Below are 17,318 nucleotides of genomic sequence, written 5' to 3'. Positions count from 1 at the left end.
TTGAGGGGGCCATCAATCAAGCTGAGCGCTGGACTGTTACGCCTGGATTAATGATGGCTCAATGAACACGAGCGTTCAGGTGCTTTGCCATTCGCTGCGGTGGAACCATATGGTTCTTAACAACGCCAACGCGGCAAAACCGTGCAGCCCCAACACAGCCGCCCAACTCCACTCCCACAGGCCCGACAGCGCCTGGGCGTAAACCGGCGACAGCAGCAAGAGCAGCGCCACCAGCGCACAGCCGCCCAGTTGCTCCCAGTTTCTCAAGCGATTGGGACGGGAGGTTATCGCGTAACCCAGCAGGGCACCCAGGCACACCATCAGCAGGCTCAGCAAGTCGTGCTCGTCGACGGGAGGCCAGCCCAGCAGGTTGAGTGGCAAGCACACCGCGAACACGGTGAACGCGCAAATCGCGACGTACACAAAGGCGTATTCAAGCGCGTCCAGCAGACGATCACGGATAAACCCTCGAGCCTGTTTGTCTTCTTCAGGGGTGGGTCCTTGGGTTATCGCCACCGCCAGCAGGCCCGAGCCAAGACCGCCCAGGGTCATGACCACAAAGTTGCTCACCACGCCTTTGATAGCCTTATCGGCGCCGACCAGCTTGAGGCTTTCGAGGTACACCAGGATAAACACCGCGCCTGCGGTGGTAATCATGAACCCCCACAGCTTCCCACGATTGGACTGCACGTTCATGGTCACCGCTGCCGTGAGCACCAGCACGCCAAACCACATCAGAAGCGTGCCGGTAAACCGGTTGAGGTCGTACAGCCAGGCAAACCCATCCAAAAGCCACATTGCGTCGATACTTCTGTCGAAAAACTTCCTTGGCTATCGGCAGTGGGGTGGGGATCTTTACGATGGGAAAGGAACAAGTGATCCGCACCCCGTCACAATTCACCAGGACGCCTCTCCTACATTTTTGATCGAGTCATGCCCACTGATATCCAGCCAACAGGCCCTCCACGTTTCCCTGCAACGTGGTCGTGCTGTCAATCAACTGGGCTAAGAGCGGCTCGTCCTCATCCATATACCCTTCGTACTCCGCCAGGTTCCGACGCTCATGACACAGCGCCAACAACCTCACCTGCACCTTGCCGGCACCTGTGGTGTGAACCAGGCATTGAAACACCAGATAGCGTTTGTCCGAGCGATACCCCTGCAAGCGCAAGGCCGTGAGGGCGATAGCATGAGCCGCGTTGTAAGCCAGGTCGAAACGACTGGCGAATGATAACTGTGGGTTGCCGGCATCCCTCAGCCGATCCCTGGCTGAACGCATCAGCCCATCACACTCTTTGCGATCCGGCGGCTCAGCCTTCAAACCGCCGCTACGTTGCAGATTCTCCAGGTTTACCTTGCTGTCCATCCGTGGATTCCAGGGGGTTGCCCCCAATCAGATTGATCTTGTCCTGCTGCACGACCCGCTGCACAAAACTGTTCCCCGCATTCCATTTGCCGATCCAGTCTTCAGGGGTGTAAAGCGTCGGGTTGATGGTGCGGCCCAGCTGCTCTTCCAGCGGCATGAGCTGCTCCATGACTTCACTGTAGTTGAGGCTTTCGCCGATCAACATGAGATCTATGTCACTGGATGAGTGTGCTTCGCCCTTGGCGATGGAACCGTAGACAAAGGCCCAGGTTATCTGCTCGGCGAAAGATGCCAGTGCATTACGCAAGGGCTCGTCCAGGGTCAGGGTCTTGCGCACGATGGCTAACAATTCCGAGTAGATCGGGCATTGAGGATTTGCTTGGTAATGGGTCTGGTTGCCCTGGCGCGTCATACTCAAGATGCCTGCCAACTGCAAACGTTCCAGTTCACGCGTAAGGCTACCCTTGCCAACCTGGGCCCAGCGTGCAATTTCATTGGTAAAGAAGCTTTGGTCGGGCTTGCCGAAAAGTAGACCCAGCACTTTTTGCTGGGTAGCGGTGAAGAGCGCGGTGCTGAGCGGCAAGGTTTGCATGGCAGCGGCCAAAGAGTCCCAAAAAGGGAACGATAGGTCCCTTTTTGGGAACGATCAAGTTTTAAGCGGCTGGATAAGGGGAAATCTGTTCCAGGGCACGATCCACCAGCAATTGCCCCAACTCCGCCATTTGCTGGATGCCGAGCATGATCGCGCGCTGGGAGGTGTCCAGTTCGAAGGCGAGGTTGCAAGTGAGTGCGTTGAGGGAGGACAGGGTTTCGCTGGCGTTGACCAGCAGGGTTTCGGTGTCTTGGTGAGGGTTTACGGTGAAGAGGGGCGGATTGGGGGTGGGTTTGATCATGATCTACAACTCCGATATGTGATGGAGACTGCCCTCTTCCGCTTGCACGCGAATTAAGGTGGCAGCTGTGCGCAGGTGTGCAAGACCGGGCATATCGGACCCCGGCAGACCCCGAGGGATCTCCCACGCACAGCCGCCATAACGAGTACAGCAGGCATAAAAAACGCCCGTTGAATGGCTATGGGCGTTTGTGCGCCGACATGTAACCGGACTTGCACGTCCGTGTCACCGTTTTTTGCGATGACGGGACGAAGACTAGGCGCGCTGTCCGCGCCCGACAAGTTCATGCACAGCCCAAAATCTTGCAGGAAAAATCCGAAGCCCAGTCCATCACAGCCCCATCACCACCTTGATCGGGCCAAGACCTTCGAGGGCATAGCTGTTGTACTCGTACACTCGCCCCTGAATATCCAATGTAAGCACGCCCTCATGCTCACTCACTTGAACATTGGGTTCCTTGGTTTTCAGAAAAGGATGCGCCGACACCAATGTGGTGAGTATTTCCCGATCGTTACTCAAGTTCCTATGCACGTAGTAGCGGTATGAAAAGCCCACCGTTGCACCGCCTTGGCCATCCCGCGCGCCATAGATCGAGGAGCCGTTGCCCAAGGAATGCTTCAACACCACTTCGTCCAAATCCGGTGTTCCGGGTGATAGTAACCAACTGCCTGCGATATAAATCAGGCAGCCCACCAGCAGGCAGTTACGCAGGATCGGTATGAGGCCTTCAGTAGCCTTGTGAAATCGCATACTCGATACCTCTCCTTATCCAATATTGATCTCGCGGGTCATCACCAAAAGGATCATCTCCCCACCATGAGCCAAAATCCGGCAGGGTGGTTTTGGCGATGGTTTGAGCAACTCCTGCAGCCCGCAGTAACACATGATCGGGAATGCCTAACACCGTGCCCGTGGCACCGTAATTGAAATTACCAAAAGCCTCGTATTGACGCCCTTGCTTCTTGTAGTTCCACGGCCCTGCAGCTCTGACCTGCGAATAAAACCAAGAATAGGCAAACGCCGAACCCGGCCTGAGATGGATGCGCTTGCACTTGGCAATCGCCATATTTTCAAACATTGAAACACCGGGAGGCATTAACGGCACAGCCATTTGCGTGTCCTTACTGGCAAAGGGAAGCGCCGAACCTGGCATCCCACTCAGGCCAGAAAACCGGCCCAATCCAGTTAAAGAAATTACTTACACAAATAACATTCAGTTCCGACATTTTTGGGCGGTTTGGGTCGCGACGGCCTGTCAAACACAGAGGATCAAATGTAAGACAGAGCTTGCCCCCGATTGCGGTGGGTCAGGTATAGAAGTATCAACTGACAGTCAGCCATCGGGGGCAAGCCCCCTCCCACATTTTGATATTCACTGGGATTGAGAATGAGGGATCAGGCCAGGCCGGACTCTACCAGCAGTGCCTCCAGGCCGAGCAAATCCGGCACCTTCGCCACATGCTCGCCCACCTGCACCGCCGCCAGCTCCAGCGGGCACAGCGGCACATCCACGTAGCTCAACTCACTGTCGAGCTTGTACGACCGTGGAATCCCCTGGATCACCAGCGCAATAAACTTCAACGTCGGCCGCCCACCCAGCGCATTCAGCACCACGATCCGCGAGCGTTCGCCGGTCACACTGGCTTCACCGCACACCGCTTCGAAGCTGATCAGCGGGATCTGCCGGTCGCGCCAGGTCACTTGTCGCAAGTACCACGGCGGCGCGTCGCTGGCTGGTTCGCCGCGCTGGAAGTCGATCAACTCGGCGATGGCAACGTTGGGCAGCACCAGGTGGCGGTCGGCCAGGGGCAGCAGCAGGCCGGTGAGTTGGCTGGTGCGGTGGTCAAGCATGGGACTTGCTCCAGTAGGCGATGCTTTCGAGCAGCACCGATTCCTGGTACGGCTTGCCGAGGTAGTCGTTGACGCCGATGGCCATGGCGCGGTCGCGGTGTTTCTGGCCGGTGCGCGAGGTGATCATGATGATCGGCAGGCGCATCAGCCGGGGGTCGTTGCGCACTTGGGTGGCGACTTCGAAGCCGTCCATGCGCGGCATTTCGATGTCGAGCAGCATCAGGTCCGGTGTATGTTCTTCCAGCACTGCCAGCGCGTCGATGCCGTCTTTCGCGGTGAGCACGTTCATGCCGTTGCGCTCCAGCAGGCGGCTGGTGACCTTGCGCACGGTAACCGAGTCGTCCACCACCAGCACCAGCAACGGGCGCTTTTTCAGCGGGTCGTTGAGGATCAGTGGCGCGTCGACCGGCTGGGCCGGCAGCGCGGGTTGCCGCGCACGGATATGCGCCAGCAGGTCAATGATCAGCACCACGCGACCATCGCCCAGGATCGTCGCGCCAGACAAGCCCTGCACACCGGCAAACTGCGGCCCCAGGCCCTTGACCACAATCTCCCGCGTGCCGGCCATGGCGTCCACATGGATGGCCACGTGCCGTTCATTGCACTGCACCAGCAGTACCGGCACCGGTTGATACTGGCCCAGCAGTTTGGGGCGGCTGACGGTGTGCAGCAGGTCGCCCAGGTAGAACAGTTCGTAACGCTGGCCGGCGTATTCATAATACGGCGGGTCTTGCTGGTAATGCCCGGCCAGTTCATGGGGCAGCACCCGCACCAGGCCCTCGATGGTGTTGAGCGGGATCGCGTATTGATCGTCCGCGCACTGCACCATGAGTGCACGGTTGACCGATACAGTGAACGGCAAACGAATGCGGAAATGCACACCCTCGCCCGGGGTCGAGTCAATGACCATCGAGCCGCCGAGCTGGCGAACCTCTTCATGCACCACGTCCATGCCCACGCCGCGCCCGGAAATCTGCGTGATCTTTTCAGCCGTGGAGAACCCCGGCTGCAGGATGAACTGCAACACGTCGCGGTCGCTCATCTCTTGATGCGCCCCGAGCAGGCCACGCTTGATCGCCTTGCGCCGCACGGCTTCCAGCGGCACGCCGGCGCCATCGTCGCGCATATCGAAGACGATATCGCCGCCTTCGTGGGTCAGGTCCAGGGTGATGCGGCCTTTCTCCGGCTTGCCGGCCAGCAGTCGCGCATCGCGGGACTCCAGGCCGTGGTCGACGGCATTGCGCAACATGTGTTCCAGGGGCGCCGCCATGCGTTCCAGCACATTGCGGTCCATCTCGCCTTCGGCGTTGCCGACGATGAATTCCACGTCCTTGCCCAACTCGCCCGCCACCTGCCGAACGATGCGCTTGAGGCGTGGCAGCATGCGTTCGAACGGCACCATGCGCGTGCGCATCAGGCCTTCCTGCAACTCGGTATTGATGCGTGCCTGTTGTTGCAACAGGCCATGAGCGTCCTCGTTGCGGCGTTCAAGGGTGTCCTTGAGGTCGAGCAGGTCGGAGGCCGATTCGGACAGCGCACGGGACAGTTGCTGCAACTGCGAATGGCGGTCCATCTCCAGCGGGTCGAATTCTTCGTAGCCCAGGCGCTCGGCCTCGGCCTGCTGGCGGCTGAGGATGCGGCCCTGGGTTTCGGTGTCGAGACGCCGCAGCTGGTCGCGCATGCGTGAGAGAGTGGTTTCCACTTCCGTGAGGACGATGCGTGCGTCGTTGACCTGCTGCTCGATACGGCCGCGGAAAATCGACGTTTCACCGGCCAGGTTGACCAGATCATCCAGCAGCTCGGCGGAGATCTTCACCATGTCGGCAGCCGGGTCCACCACGGCCTCCGCCTTGCCTGCGGGCAACGCCACCGGCGTCACCGGCTCCTGGTTTGGGTGCACCAGGCTTTTGATGCGCTCGATGAGCTTGTCCACCGAGCCGACCGGCAAGCCGTCCGCCACGGCATCGATCATCTGCGCCAGGCGGTCGTGGCAGCCCTGCAGCAACGCGAACAGCTCAGGCGACGGCGCGAGCAAGCCGGCAGACAGGCCTTCGTAGAGGAATTCCAGTTCGTGAGCCAGGTCGCCAATGGGGGTGATCTCGACCATGCGCGCGCCGCCCTTGAGGGTGTGCAGGTCGCGCAACAGGGTTTCCACTTCCTGGCGGTTGCCGGGCTCGGCCTGCCAGCGCGACAGCGCTGCACTGGAACTGTCGAGAATGTCGGCCGCCTCTTCGAGGAAGATATCCAGCAATTCCGGGTCGGCGCCCGACGCTGCTGGCGCAGCGGCGGATGCGGCAGGCGCGTTGCCTTGGCGCAACGCCCGCACCTTGGCGATCAACTCGGCGTTGTCACTCAAGGGTTGGTGATGCTGGAGCTCTTCAAGCTGCAAGGCCAGATGCTCATGGCTGGCCATCAGCACCTGGGAGAGCTCGGTGGAGTAACTGTAGCGACGGTCCACCAACCCTTCGTACAGGCATTCCAACTCATGGGCCAGGTCGCCAATCGGGCCGATCTCGGCCATGCGTGCACCGCCCTTGAGGGTGTGCAGGTCGCGCTGCAACGACGACAACGGCGCGGCGTTGTCAGGTTCCAGCAACCAGCGCTTGAGCGACTGGCCGGCGCTGTCGAGGATGTCCACGGCTTCTTCGAGAAAGATCTCGACGATCTCGTCGTCCATCGTGATTTCGTGATCCAACTGCTGGGTGGCGGCGCCCAGTTCGGCAATGCTCAGCACTTGGCTGCCATCGCGTTTGATCAAGCCGGTGGCGGACGGGTCGAGGGCTTCATCGAGCAGCTCGCGCAAGGCCTCGACACGGGCCGGCGCCGGGCTGATTTCCTGGCCGGCGGCCAGTTGGTCGAGCATGCTGATCAGCGCTTCATGGGCCTGTTCGGCCTCGTGAAAGAACCGCTCGCTCACCGCCAGGCTGCTCTCCTCCACCGCGCCATAGAGGTCGAGCAGGGCTTCGCAGAGTTCGTCGATGGCGTGCAGATCCGCAACATGCGCTCCCTCGCCCAGGGTGGTCAGTTCATCCAGCAGCGCAGTCAGCTCCTGGCGCTCGCCGGGGTGCTGCTGCCAGCGGCGCAGCAGGCTTTCGGCGTCGAGCAGGATGTCCATGCCTTGGGCCAGAAAGTTGGCGATCAGCTGCGGATCGCGCTTGATGCGCACGTCGAGCAGCGCTTCAAGCTGCTGATCCAACAGGCTTTGGGTGCGCTTGATCAGGCCCTCTGCACCGTTGATCGGCGCCAAGGGATCACTGTCCAGGTCGCGCAGCCCACGCTGGAACAGACCTTCGGCTTCCAGCAGCAACTCCACTTCATCCAGGTCCAGCGGCAGACGGTGGGCCTTGTACTCGCGGGTCAGGTGGTCCAGCGGGCGCGCCAGTTCGGCGATAGGCAGCACGCCGGCCATGTAGGCGCTGCCCTTGAGGGTGTGCAGGGCGCGTTGCAGCTCATCGCTGACTTGCAGCGGCACATGCTCGGCGGCCTGTTGCAGGAAGTGGTTGAGGCTGTCCAGGTGGCTCTGGGCTTCGTTGCGGAAAATCTCCAGCAACATCGGGTCATGGGGTTCGGCGGCCGCTACTTGTGTACCGCTGGCCAAGGCGTGCGCGCGGGCGGCCAGGGCGTCGACTTCATCACGTTGGCGCTGGCCGTCGATGGCAAAGTCAGCAATCAATTCCGGCAACAGGGCCACCGCTTCATCCAGCACCTGTTGCACCTCGGGGCCGAGCACCACGCTGCGCTCCAGCACACGGTTGAGCAGGTTTTCCACGGCCCAGGCCAGCTCGGCCAAGACCAGGGCGCGCACCATGCGGCCGCTGCCCTTGAGGGTGTGGAAAGCGCGGCGCATTTCGCCTTGGGCGGTTTTGTCCGCGCTGTTGGGCAGATGACGGTGCAGCACCTCGAGGACTTCGTCGGTCTCTTCGAGGAAAACTTCGCGCAGTTCGTCGTCGATGGGCTCCTCGTCGGCGGGCGGCGGCAACAGGCTGCCGGGGCGTTGCAGGGCCGGCGGGTTGAGGCGCGACGTCGGACTGGCCAGGGCGTCGTACTGCGATTGGCTCGGCGCAAGCTCGGCCGGCAGTGTGGCATCGGGTGCAACCAACGCCTGGCGCCAGGGTTTCTCGACGGGCAGGTAACCCAGCGCCGCCAAGCCTTGAGTGGCCAACTCCAGCACGCGCTCACCTGCGGCATCGGGGTCCTGGAGCATGCGCTCGAGGTAATACTCCAGGCTGCTGATCACGTCGGCGAAATGCGCCAATTGCATCTCGGACGGTGGCGCATCACTGCCCATCAACTGTTCGTCGACGTAATCCGTGCATCCGCGCATCAGGCTCGCCGCACGGGGCAAAGGGATCATCGCCAGGGCGCCGCGCACCTGGCTCAGCAGCTCGGGCAGGGACTCCAGGCGCTGGCGATCCCAGTCGGCTTCAATGCAGTCGATCACCAGTTCCTTGGCTTGCTTGAGGCACTGGCAGGATTCGCGGATCACCAATTGGTGGATCTGGGTCAGATCGGTGGTGGGCAGGCGGCTTTCTTCGCGGCTTTCCGGCTCGACGGTGCCGACCATGCCGGCCAGTGTGGCTTCGACGTAGAGCAAGGCGCCGGCGACGTCCATCAGCACAGCGTCGTTAGGCTCGCGCTGGCCTTGGGCCAGGCTCAGTACCACGGCGAGTTGATCGATGATGACCTTGCGCGGCTGGCCGAAACCCAGCACCGCCAGGGTGTCGGCGATCTGCCGCAGCGGTGCGAGCAGCGCATCCAGGTCGCTGGTGTGCTGGCGGTCGCTGCGTACGAACAAGTCGAGGCGCTCCTTGACCCGCACCAGCTCTTCGCACAACGCGCCCAGCACCGAGCCCATGGCGTTGCGGTCCGGCCCGGCCAGGCGCGCGCGCTCGGCGTCGACCAGCGCGCTGTCGGGCAAGGCCTCATCCAGGCCGTAGCGTTCCTTGAGGCTTTGCATGCGCGGCGTCGGCCGAGTGACCTTGGCGACGTAAAACAACAGGCTTCTGAGCAGTTCATCCGGCGCTGCCTGATTGATCCCGCCGATGCCCTGGGCCAGCAGGCGCTTGAGCTGTCTGTCGCTGGCCTTGAGCAGGCTGCGCAGCGCCGGACTGTTGGCGATCACGCCGGTGAGCATGCCTTCGACCAGCGCCGAGGTGACTTGCCACAATGGCAACAACGGCGCGCCCTGGCACAAGGCTTCGAGGCGCGCGAACACCCGCGCCATGTCTTCCAGGTTGCTGGGACCATGGTCTTCGCGCAGCAACCCGGCCAAGGCCTGTTGCAGCAGTTGGTGCCACTGGCGCAGTTGTTCTTTCAGGTCGGGCACGGCACGTTGGGCCAGGGCCTCATCAGGCAGCGGCGCGATGGTCAGCAGTTGCGGGCTGAACAGGCTGGTCTCCGACAGCAGGCTTTCACCACGCGCGCTGCGCAGGTCATTGAGCAATGGCAACACCACCAGCGGCAAGTCGCGGCGGGCGCTGTGCACACGGTCCAGGTACAGCGGCAATTGGTTGAGGGCCTGTTGCAGCAGGCGGATGCTTTCGTCGCGCTGGTTCACGCGGTCGGCTTGCAGGGCCTGCGCCAGCTCTTCGATTTCCTCGGCCAGCAGGGCTGCACCATAGAACTCGACCATTTGCAGCGCGCCATGCACTTGATGGACACACGCCAGGCACTCGCCGATGGCATCGCCGTCTGAGGTTTCGACGTACGCATCGAGCGCCGAACGGGCCTGTTTCAGGGTTTCGGCAATGTCGCCCTTGACCCATTCGAGGGCCACGTAGTCGTGCCGATCAACCATAACTGCTCCGCTTGGAATTCATGGGTTGCTGGTGGTGCGAGATATCAAGACAGATAGAGATCACATGTGGGAGGGGGCTTGCCTCCGATGGCGGTGCATCAGTCAAAGATTGGGTGACTGACCCACTGCTATCGGGGGCAAGCCCCCTCCCACATGTGTACTGCATTTCAATCATCAGCCTGTTTAGCCGCTGGCAAGGTGAACCCCGACACCGACCGGCGCAGCTGGCTGGCCATTTTCGCCAGGTTGCCGATGCTTTCTGCGGTGGCCGTGGAGCCCGAAGAGGTCTGGGTGGTGATCTGCTGGATCACGTTCATGGTCAGGGAGATCTGCCCCGCCGAACTCGTCTGCTGCTGCGCCGCGTTGGAGATGCTCTGGATCAACGCTGCGAGGGTTTTCGACACGCCTTCGATCTCTTCCAGCGCCACCCCGGCATCCTGGGCCAACCGTGCGCCGCGCACCACTTCGGTGGTGGTCTGCTCCATGGAAATGACCGCTTCGTTGGTGTCGGCCTGGATCGCCCGCACCAGGGTTTCAATCTGCCGCGTCGCCGCCGACGAACGCTCGGCCAGGCGTTGCACTTCATCGGCCACCACTGCAAAGCCGCGCCCGGCGTCCCCGGCCATGCTCGCCTGGATCGCTGCGTTGAGGGCGAGGATGTTGGTCTGCTCGGCAATATCGTCGATCAGGCTGACGATATCGCCAATTTCCTGGGACGACTCGCCCAGGCGCTTGATGCGCTTGGCGGTGTCCTGGATCTGTTCGCGAATGTTGTCCATGCCGTGGATGGTGTTGTGCACCACCTCGTTGCCCTTGTTGGCAATTTCCACCGAGCGCTCCGCCACCGCCGACGATTCGGCGGCGTTGGCTGACACCTGGTCGATGGACTGCGCCATCTGGTTGATCGCCGTGGACGCTTCGGCGATCTGCTGGGCCTGGTGCTCCGAGGCCTGGGCCAGGTGCATGGCAGTGGCCTGGGTGTCCTGCACCGCACCGGCGACTTGCCCGGCGGTGAGGTTGATGGTGGCAACCAGATCGCGCAGCTGGTCGACGGAATAGTTGATGGAGTCGGCGATGGTGCCGGTGAAGTCTTCGGTCACCGAGGCCGTCACGGTGAGGTCGCCGTCGGCCAGGTCTTCGATTTCATCCAGCAGGCGCATGATCGCGTTCTGGTTGCGCTCGTTCTTCTCGGCGGTTTCATGCAGTTGGCGGTTGGTCTCGCGCACCATCACCAGGCCGATCAGGATGATCGAGGTCAGCGCCAGCAGGCCCAGTACATAGCCGCCGATGGTGTCGAAACTGCGGCCACTGGCCAGGTTTTCGAAACCGGTGGCCAGGTGCGAGGCTTCATCGAGCAGGGTTTGTGACAGGTTGAAGATGTTGCTCGCCGAAGCGCGCACCTGGAACAGTTGCGGCGAGGTTTCGAGAATTTCATCCACCGAGCCGGAGACAAACTCGAACAGCTCGGCGATTTCCGCCAGCCGCGCGCGGGCATCGCGGTCTTCGACCTGGGTGATGCGCAGGCCGGGGTTGCCCTGGAGCATGCCGTTGAGCACCTGGCCGAAACGGTTGGCATCGCGGCCAAAGGCGTCGGCGGCCTGCACGGCGGTTTCGTCGCCGGCCAGTACGGTGTTCACCGCCCCCAGGATCCGCTCGGCCAGCAACGACTGGCGCTGGGCCAGGGCGACCTGGCTGGCCGGGGCACCGCGTTGCAGGAGGATGTCGACGACCTTTTCCGACTCCACCTGCAACTGCGGAACGGTTTCCGCCAGGGTCGCCGCGACCTGGTGCAAGGACAGCACGGTCTGCTCACTGGCGAGAATCGCGTCGGTGTTTTTCAGCAGCGCTTCCCAGTCGGTCTGCACCGCACGCATTTCGGCACGTACCGCACTGGGCGCAGCCGGCAGGCCGGTTTCCGGATCACCTTTTTTCAGGTAGCCCCAGCGCTGGGCGAAGTCGTTGCGCGCATCGCCCAGCAACTTGAACGCAGCAGCCTTGCCGGCGGCGGCTTCGGTGGCGTTCTTGGCAATGCGCTGGGACAGCACGCGCAACTCACCGGCGTGGCCGATGTACTGCTTGTCATAGGTGGACTGGGTGTTGAGGTACGCAAAGTTGGCAAACAGCAACATGATGAACACGATCAGTGCAATGAACAGCACAATGATCTGGGAACGACTGCGCGACGCGGCCTGAGGTTTTGGCGGGGTAACGGTGGTCATGCGGCAACATCCATGAAGCCTGGGGCCTGGGCCAGGGCGAAGGGGCTGAAGACCTGCCACTGCGGGCTGCCCTCGAAACGTCCCTGGATAAACGGCGCGCCGGGGGCGGCACTCGCCAGCAGTGCGTCTTGTGCGAAATGCTGCATTCCCACCACCTCGTCCACCAGCAGCCCGACAAACAAATCGTTGAATTCCACCACCAGTACGCGCCGCTGTTTGCGTGCCTTGGACAGCTCGAGGCCGAGGAACCCGCCCAGGTCCATCACCGGCAACAAGCGCCCACGCAGGTTAGCCACACCCTTGACCCAGGCCTTGACCCCGGGCATCAGCGTGCAGCGCGGTTCATGCAGGACTTCGGCAACTTCGCCCATGGGCGCCACATACCAGTGCTGCCCCAGGCGAAAGCCGATCCCGCTCCAGCGTTGCAGACGGGTTTCCTGGGACGGCAGGTCGGCGGCCAACAGGCGACAGCGGCGGTCGATGTCCAGCAGCAGCTCAAAGGCGGTTTGCGACTCGGTCATGATGGCGAACCGTCAGCCGGCCAGCACCTTGTTCAGGGTGGCGATCAGGGTTTCTTCATCCACCGGCTTGGTCAGGTAGTCCTTGGCGCCCTGGCGTGCGCCCCAGATCTTGTCGGTTTCCTGGTCCTTGGTGGTGATGATGATGATCGGGATGCCGTTGGTTTCCGGCTCCTTGGACAGCTGGCGGGTGGCCTGGAAGCCATTGAGGCCCGGCATCACGATGTCCATCAGGACGGCGTCGGGTTTTTCCTGGCGGGCCAGGGCCACGCCATCCGCACCGTTTTCAGCCTTGAGGACCTGGTGGCCGTGCTTTTCCAGCATGCCGGTCAGTTTGTACATTTCGGTCGGCGAATCGTCGACGATCAGAACACGTGCCATGGTTTTCCCCACTACATAGGTGGACGCCGGCCCTTGTGAGGCGGCGTCAGTGTGCTTGTTCTACTACGGCGAACCCTGGCACGTAGGCCTTGATCGCGCCCAGCAGTTCTTCCTTGCTGAAAGGCTTGGTCAAAAACTGATCGACACCCACGATGCGCCCCTTGGCCTTGTCGAACAAGCCGTCCTTGGACGACAGCATGATCACCGGGATCGACTTGAACGCCGGGTTGTTCTTCACCAGCGCGCAGGTCTGATAGCCATCCAGGCGCGGCATCATGATGTCGACAAAAATAATGTGCGGGTGATGATCCACAATCCGGGCCAGGGCATCGAAACCGTCGATGGCCGTGATGACATCGCACCCCGTGTTCTTCAACAAGGTCTCGGCGGTGCGGCGGATCGTCTTCGAATCGTCGATCACCATCACTCTCAAGGCGTTGGAATGCTGTTCCATATCTGCTCTGCCATCGCCACAGCGAATCGGTTTTCGGTGTGTACTGCCTGATGTTGCACAGGATGAGCGCCGCAAGCCTTGGAATTCAAGGGCTGCTGCGCCGTGGCAGTCTTTTTAGCACAGTCTCCGGGCGCAATCTATCGAGCAACCGGCCAGGTGGTTTTTCCTTGACCCACAACAGCCGCAGCGCCACTCTGACGCCACTTTTATGCGCCCTAATTTGCTAGAGGAAATCCCCCATGAGCGTTCGCGTCGGCATTGTCATGGACCCTATCGCCAGCATTTCCTATAAAAAGGACAGCTCGCTGGCCATGCTCCTGGCCGCCCAGGCCCGCGGCTGGACCTTGTTCTATATGGAGCAGCGCGATCTTTACCAGGGTGACGGCGAGGCCCGCGCACGCATGCGCCCGCTGCAGGTGTTTGCCAACCCTGAGAAGTGGTTCGAGCTGCAAGACGAAATCGACAGCCCACTGAGCGACCTGGACGTGATCCTGATGCGCAAGGACCCGCCGTTCGACATGGAATTCGTCTACTCCACCTACCTGCTGGAGCAGGCCGAGCGCGCCGGCGTGCTGATCGTCAACAAGCCGCAGAGCCTGCGCGACTGCAACGAAAAGCTGTTCGCCACCCTGTTCCCACAGTGCACACCACCGACCGTGGTCAGCCGCCGCGCCGATGTGCTGCGCGAGTTCGCTGCCAAGCATGGTGATGTGATCCTCAAGCCGCTGGACGGCATGGGCGGCACCTCGATCTTCCGCCACCGCGCCGGCGACCCGAACCTGTCGGTGATCCTGGAAACCCTGACCGCCCTGGGCACCCAGCAGATCATGGGCCAGGCCTATCTGCCGGCGATCAAGGACGGCGACAAGCGCATCCTGATGATTGACGGCGAGCCGGTGGACTACTGCCTGGCGCGCATCCCGGCCGCCGGCGAGACCCGTGGCAACCTGGCGGCCGGTGGTCGTGGCGAAGCCCGCCCTCTATCGGACAAGGACCGCTGGATTGCCGCCCAGGTTGGCCCGACCCTGCGCGAAAAAGGCCTGCTGTTCGTGGGACTGGACGTCATCGGCGAGAACCTCACCGAAATCAACGTCACCAGCCCCACCTGCATTCGCGAGATCGACAACGCATTTGGCACGAACATCGGCGAAATGTTGATGGCCGCCATTGAGCGCAAGCTGCAAGCCAAGTGATATAGAACAGCCGGACACGCACCAACATTGCGCTATCATGCCCCACCTGTGAAACGCGCGATGTTGGTTTTTTGTCATGACACTCCCGTCCGAGCTACCCCCCGAACTCTCCCACAGCGGCGTGCGCCCGGCTGATCGGCTCGGATTTACCCTGTTCCTGGCAGCGTTGATTCACTTGGCCCTGATCCTCGGCGTGGGTTTCACCATGGTCGAACCCAAGCAAATCACCCAGACCCTGGAAATCACCCTCGCCACGTTCAAGAGCGAAAAGAAGCCCGAGAAGGCTGACTTTCTCGCCCAGGACAACCAGCAAGGCAGCGGCACCCTCGACAAGAAAGCCGTGCCGAAGACCACCGAAGTGGCGCCGTTCCAGGACAACAAGGTCAACAAAGTCACCCCACCACCGGCGCCCAAGCCGGAGGTCAAGCAGGCAGCGCCCAAGCCCGCCGTGACCACCATCGCACCCAAACCGCAGAAAGCCCCGGCCCAGCGCGAAAAAACCAAGACCGAACCCACGCCCGAGCCTGTAAAACCGGCACCGACTTTCGACAGTTCGACCCTGTCCGACGAAATTTCCAGCCTCGAAGCCGAACTGGCCAACGAACAGCAGCTGTACGCCAAGCGCCCGCGCATCTATCGGCTGAACGCCGCATCGACCATGCGCGACAAAGGCGCCTGGTACAAAGACGAGTGGCGCAAGAAGGTCGAGCGTATCGGTAACCTCAATTACCCTGAGGAAGCCCGACGCCAGCAGATTTACGGAAATTTGCGACTATTGGTGTCAATCAACCGCGACGGCACGCTCTATGAAGTGCAGGTGCTCGAGTCGTCCGGCCAGCCGTTGCTGGACCAGGCCGCCCAGCGCATCGTGCGCCTGGCCGCGCCCTTTGCGCCGTTCAGCGGCGATTTGAACGACGTCGACCGCCTGGAAATCATCCGCACCTGGAAGTTTGCCAAGGGTGATCGGCTGTCGAGCAATTGATGACAATTACCAGCTGTGGCACATCACCAGCTTGTCAGTTCGCCCCTCCACCGCCACACTATCGAACATGAAAAACGTCAGCCCGACCTACCTCAAGCATCAATTCCTGATCGCCATGCCCCATATGGCCGACCCGAACTTTGCGCAGACCTTGACCTACATCGTCGAGCACACGGCCAATGGTGCCATGGGGTTGGTGGTCAACCGCCCGCAAGAGCTGAACCTGGCGGATATCCTTGAGCAACTGCGCCCCGAGCTTGACCCGCCGGCCCGGTGCCAGGGCGTGCCGATTTACATCGGCGGGCCGGTGCAGACTGATCGTGGGTTTGTACTGCACCCGAGCGGGCCGAAGTTCCAGGCCACGGTCGATCTGGACGGCGTATCGCTGTCCACTTCCCAGGACGTGTTGTTCGCCATCGCCGACGGCGTGGGGCCTGAGCAAAGCGTGATCACCCTCGGTTACGCGGGGTGGGAAGCCGGCCAATTGGAAGCCGAACTGGCCAGCAATGCCTGGCTGACCTGCCCGTTCGACGCCGACATCCTGTTCAACACCGCCAGTGAACTGCGCCTGGACGCAGCTGCGGCGACGCTGGGGATCAACCTCAACCTGCTGACCAGCCAGGCGGGACACGCCTGATGGCTTTGCGTCTGATCCTCGGGTTTGACTACGGCACCAAACAGATCGGCGTAGCCGTAGGCCAGGTGATCACCGGCCAGGCCCGTGAGCTGTGCACCTTGAAAGCCCAGAACGGCGTGCCGGACTGGAACCAGGTTGAAGCCCTCATCAAAGAGTGGAAGCCCGACGCGGTCGTGGTCGGCCTGCCCCTGAACATGGACGGCACCCCCAGCGACATGTGCCTGCGTGCCGAAAAATTCGCCCGCCGCCTCAATGGCCGCTACAACCTGCCCTTCTATACCCACGACGAACGCCTCACCACCTTTGAAGCCAAAGGCGAGCGACGCGACCGTGGCGGGCAGAAAGGCAGCTACCGCGACAACCCGGTAGACGCCATCGCCGCCGCCCTGCTGTTGCAGGGTTGGCTGGATGAAAACACCGCTTTATTTGAATCCTGACAGACGCGGCTTGCCGCGTCTTTTTACGTTTGAGCCCGGACCTTGCCTGCGCCAAGGTCCTGAAGGAGCCTGCATGAGCCTGCCGAACCCCGCCGAACTGATCAGCCAGATGGCCACCAGCCTCACGGCCCATCTGCAACACCGTAACATCAGCGAGCCGCGCTTCATCGGTATTCGCACCGGCGGTGTGTGGGTGGCCCAGGCGTTGTTGAAAGCACTGGGCAGCGATTCGCCCCTGGGCACCCTGGACGTCTCCTTTTACCGCGACGATTTCAGCCAGAACGGCCTGCACCCACAAGTGCGTCCGTCGGCCCTGCCTTTCGAGATCGAAGGCCAGCACCTGGTGCTGATCGACGACGTGCTGATGAGCGGTCGCACCATCCGTGCCGCCATGAACGAACTGTTCGACTATGGCCGCCCGGCCAGCGTGACCCTGGTGTGCCTGCTGGACCTGGACGCCGGCGAATTGCCGATCAGCCCGGATGTGGTCGGCGCCACCCTGTCGCTAGAAGCCCATCAACGGGTAAAATTGCTCGGTCCCACGCCGCTCGTACTCGAACTGCAAGACCTCGCCCTTTAAACCGCCTTGT

17 protein-coding genes are annotated in these 17,318 nt (G+C 61.8%); 5 read left to right on the top strand and 12 right to left on the bottom strand.

Annotation, left to right across the window (positions count from 1 at the left end; translation table 11 throughout):
• Positions 1–75: 75 nt before the first annotated feature.
• From BM110_RS21250 to pilG, 12 genes are all read right to left on the bottom strand, one after another.
• Positions 76–798 carry a hypothetical protein gene (locus BM110_RS21250; protein ID WP_093120649.1) on the bottom strand — a complete coding sequence of 241 codons (723 nt, stop codon included), beginning with the start codon at positions 796–798 and terminating at the stop codon, positions 76–78.
• 133 nt (positions 799–931) lie between these two features.
• Complete coding sequence (locus tag BM110_RS21245; protein WP_092242400.1) at positions 932–1,366, bottom strand: hypothetical protein; 435 nt, start codon at positions 1,364–1,366, stop codon at positions 932–934.
• Entirely contained in the window at positions 1,329–1,958 is a 630-nt protein-coding gene (locus tag BM110_RS21240; RefSeq protein ID WP_093514121.1) for a nucleotidyltransferase domain-containing protein, read from the bottom strand. Before BM110_RS21240 ends, BM110_RS21245 begins: the two co-directional genes overlap by 38 nt.
• A gap of 61 nt (positions 1,959–2,019) precedes the next feature.
• Positions 2,020–2,259, bottom strand: a complete 240-nt coding sequence (locus BM110_RS21235; protein ID WP_093514120.1) for a DUF6124 family protein — start codon at positions 2,257–2,259, stop codon at positions 2,020–2,022.
• A gap of 330 nt (positions 2,260–2,589) precedes the next feature.
• The gene (locus BM110_RS21230; protein ID WP_058426571.1) at positions 2,590–3,009 is read right to left on the bottom strand and encodes a hypothetical protein; all 420 of its coding nucleotides are present in this window, start codon (positions 3,007–3,009) and stop codon (positions 2,590–2,592) included.
• A complete protein-coding gene (locus tag BM110_RS21225) occupies positions 2,987–3,370 on the bottom strand; it encodes a polymorphic toxin type 44 domain-containing protein (protein WP_081049329.1) in 384 nt (127 codons plus the stop codon). The genes BM110_RS21230 and BM110_RS21225 overlap by 23 nt, the downstream gene beginning before the upstream one ends.
• A 284-nt stretch (positions 3,371–3,654) precedes the next feature.
• A complete protein-coding gene (locus BM110_RS21220) occupies positions 3,655–4,110 on the bottom strand; it encodes a chemotaxis protein CheW (protein WP_058426570.1) in 456 nt (151 codons plus the stop codon).
• Entirely contained in the window at positions 4,103–9,907 is a 5,805-nt protein-coding gene (locus tag BM110_RS21215; protein WP_093514119.1) for an Hpt domain-containing protein, read from the bottom strand. Before BM110_RS21215 ends, BM110_RS21220 begins: the two co-directional genes overlap by 8 nt.
• A gap of 167 nt (positions 9,908–10,074) precedes the next feature.
• Positions 10,075–12,126, bottom strand: coding sequence for a methyl-accepting chemotaxis protein (locus BM110_RS21210; protein WP_071490363.1), 2,052 nt, complete (start codon positions 12,124–12,126; stop codon positions 10,075–10,077).
• Entirely contained in the window at positions 12,123–12,647 is a 525-nt protein-coding gene (locus BM110_RS21205) for a chemotaxis protein CheW (RefSeq protein WP_093120641.1), read from the bottom strand. Before BM110_RS21205 ends, BM110_RS21210 begins: the two co-directional genes overlap by 4 nt.
• Before the next feature lie 12 nt (positions 12,648–12,659).
• On the bottom strand, positions 12,660–13,025 hold the full coding sequence (gene pilH, locus BM110_RS21200; RefSeq protein WP_014720320.1) for a twitching motility response regulator PilH: 366 nt from the start codon (positions 13,023–13,025) through the stop codon (positions 12,660–12,662).
• A gap of 46 nt (positions 13,026–13,071) precedes the next feature.
• Complete coding sequence (gene pilG / locus BM110_RS21195) at positions 13,072–13,479, bottom strand: twitching motility response regulator PilG (protein WP_071490365.1); 408 nt, start codon at positions 13,477–13,479, stop codon at positions 13,072–13,074.
• Positions 13,480–13,718: 239 nt separating this feature from the next.
• On the opposite strand from pilG, the gene gshB reads away from it, so the two are divergent.
• From gshB to pyrR, 5 genes are all read left to right on the top strand, one after another.
• Positions 13,719–14,672: a glutathione synthase gene (gene gshB / locus BM110_RS21190; RefSeq protein WP_028618297.1), complete on the top strand. Its 954-nt coding sequence runs from the start codon at positions 13,719–13,721 to the stop codon at positions 14,670–14,672.
• Positions 14,673–14,748: 76 nt separating this feature from the next.
• A complete protein-coding gene (locus BM110_RS21185) occupies positions 14,749–15,654 on the top strand; it encodes an energy transducer TonB (protein ID WP_058426564.1) in 906 nt (301 codons plus the stop codon).
• 67 nt (positions 15,655–15,721) lie between these two features.
• Positions 15,722–16,291 carry a YqgE/AlgH family protein gene (locus BM110_RS21180; RefSeq protein WP_071490368.1) on the top strand — a complete coding sequence of 190 codons (570 nt, stop codon included), beginning with the start codon at positions 15,722–15,724 and terminating at the stop codon, positions 16,289–16,291.
• Complete coding sequence (gene ruvX / locus BM110_RS21175; protein WP_003195067.1) at positions 16,291–16,728, top strand: Holliday junction resolvase RuvX; 438 nt, start codon at positions 16,291–16,293, stop codon at positions 16,726–16,728. The genes BM110_RS21180 and ruvX overlap by 1 nt, the downstream gene beginning before the upstream one ends.
• A gap of 73 nt (positions 16,729–16,801) precedes the next feature.
• The gene (gene pyrR, locus BM110_RS21170) at positions 16,802–17,308 is read left to right on the top strand and encodes a bifunctional pyr operon transcriptional regulator/uracil phosphoribosyltransferase PyrR (RefSeq protein WP_093120638.1); all 507 of its coding nucleotides are present in this window, start codon (positions 16,802–16,804) and stop codon (positions 17,306–17,308) included.
• Positions 17,309–17,318 lie beyond the last annotated feature (10 nt).

Origin of the sequence: Pseudomonas sp. NFPP28, assembly GCF_900115535.1 — a bacterium.
Lineage (GTDB): Bacteria > Pseudomonadota > Gammaproteobacteria > Pseudomonadales > Pseudomonadaceae > Aquipseudomonas > Aquipseudomonas extremorientalis.
This window is presented reverse-complemented; position numbering and strand designations above follow the sequence as displayed.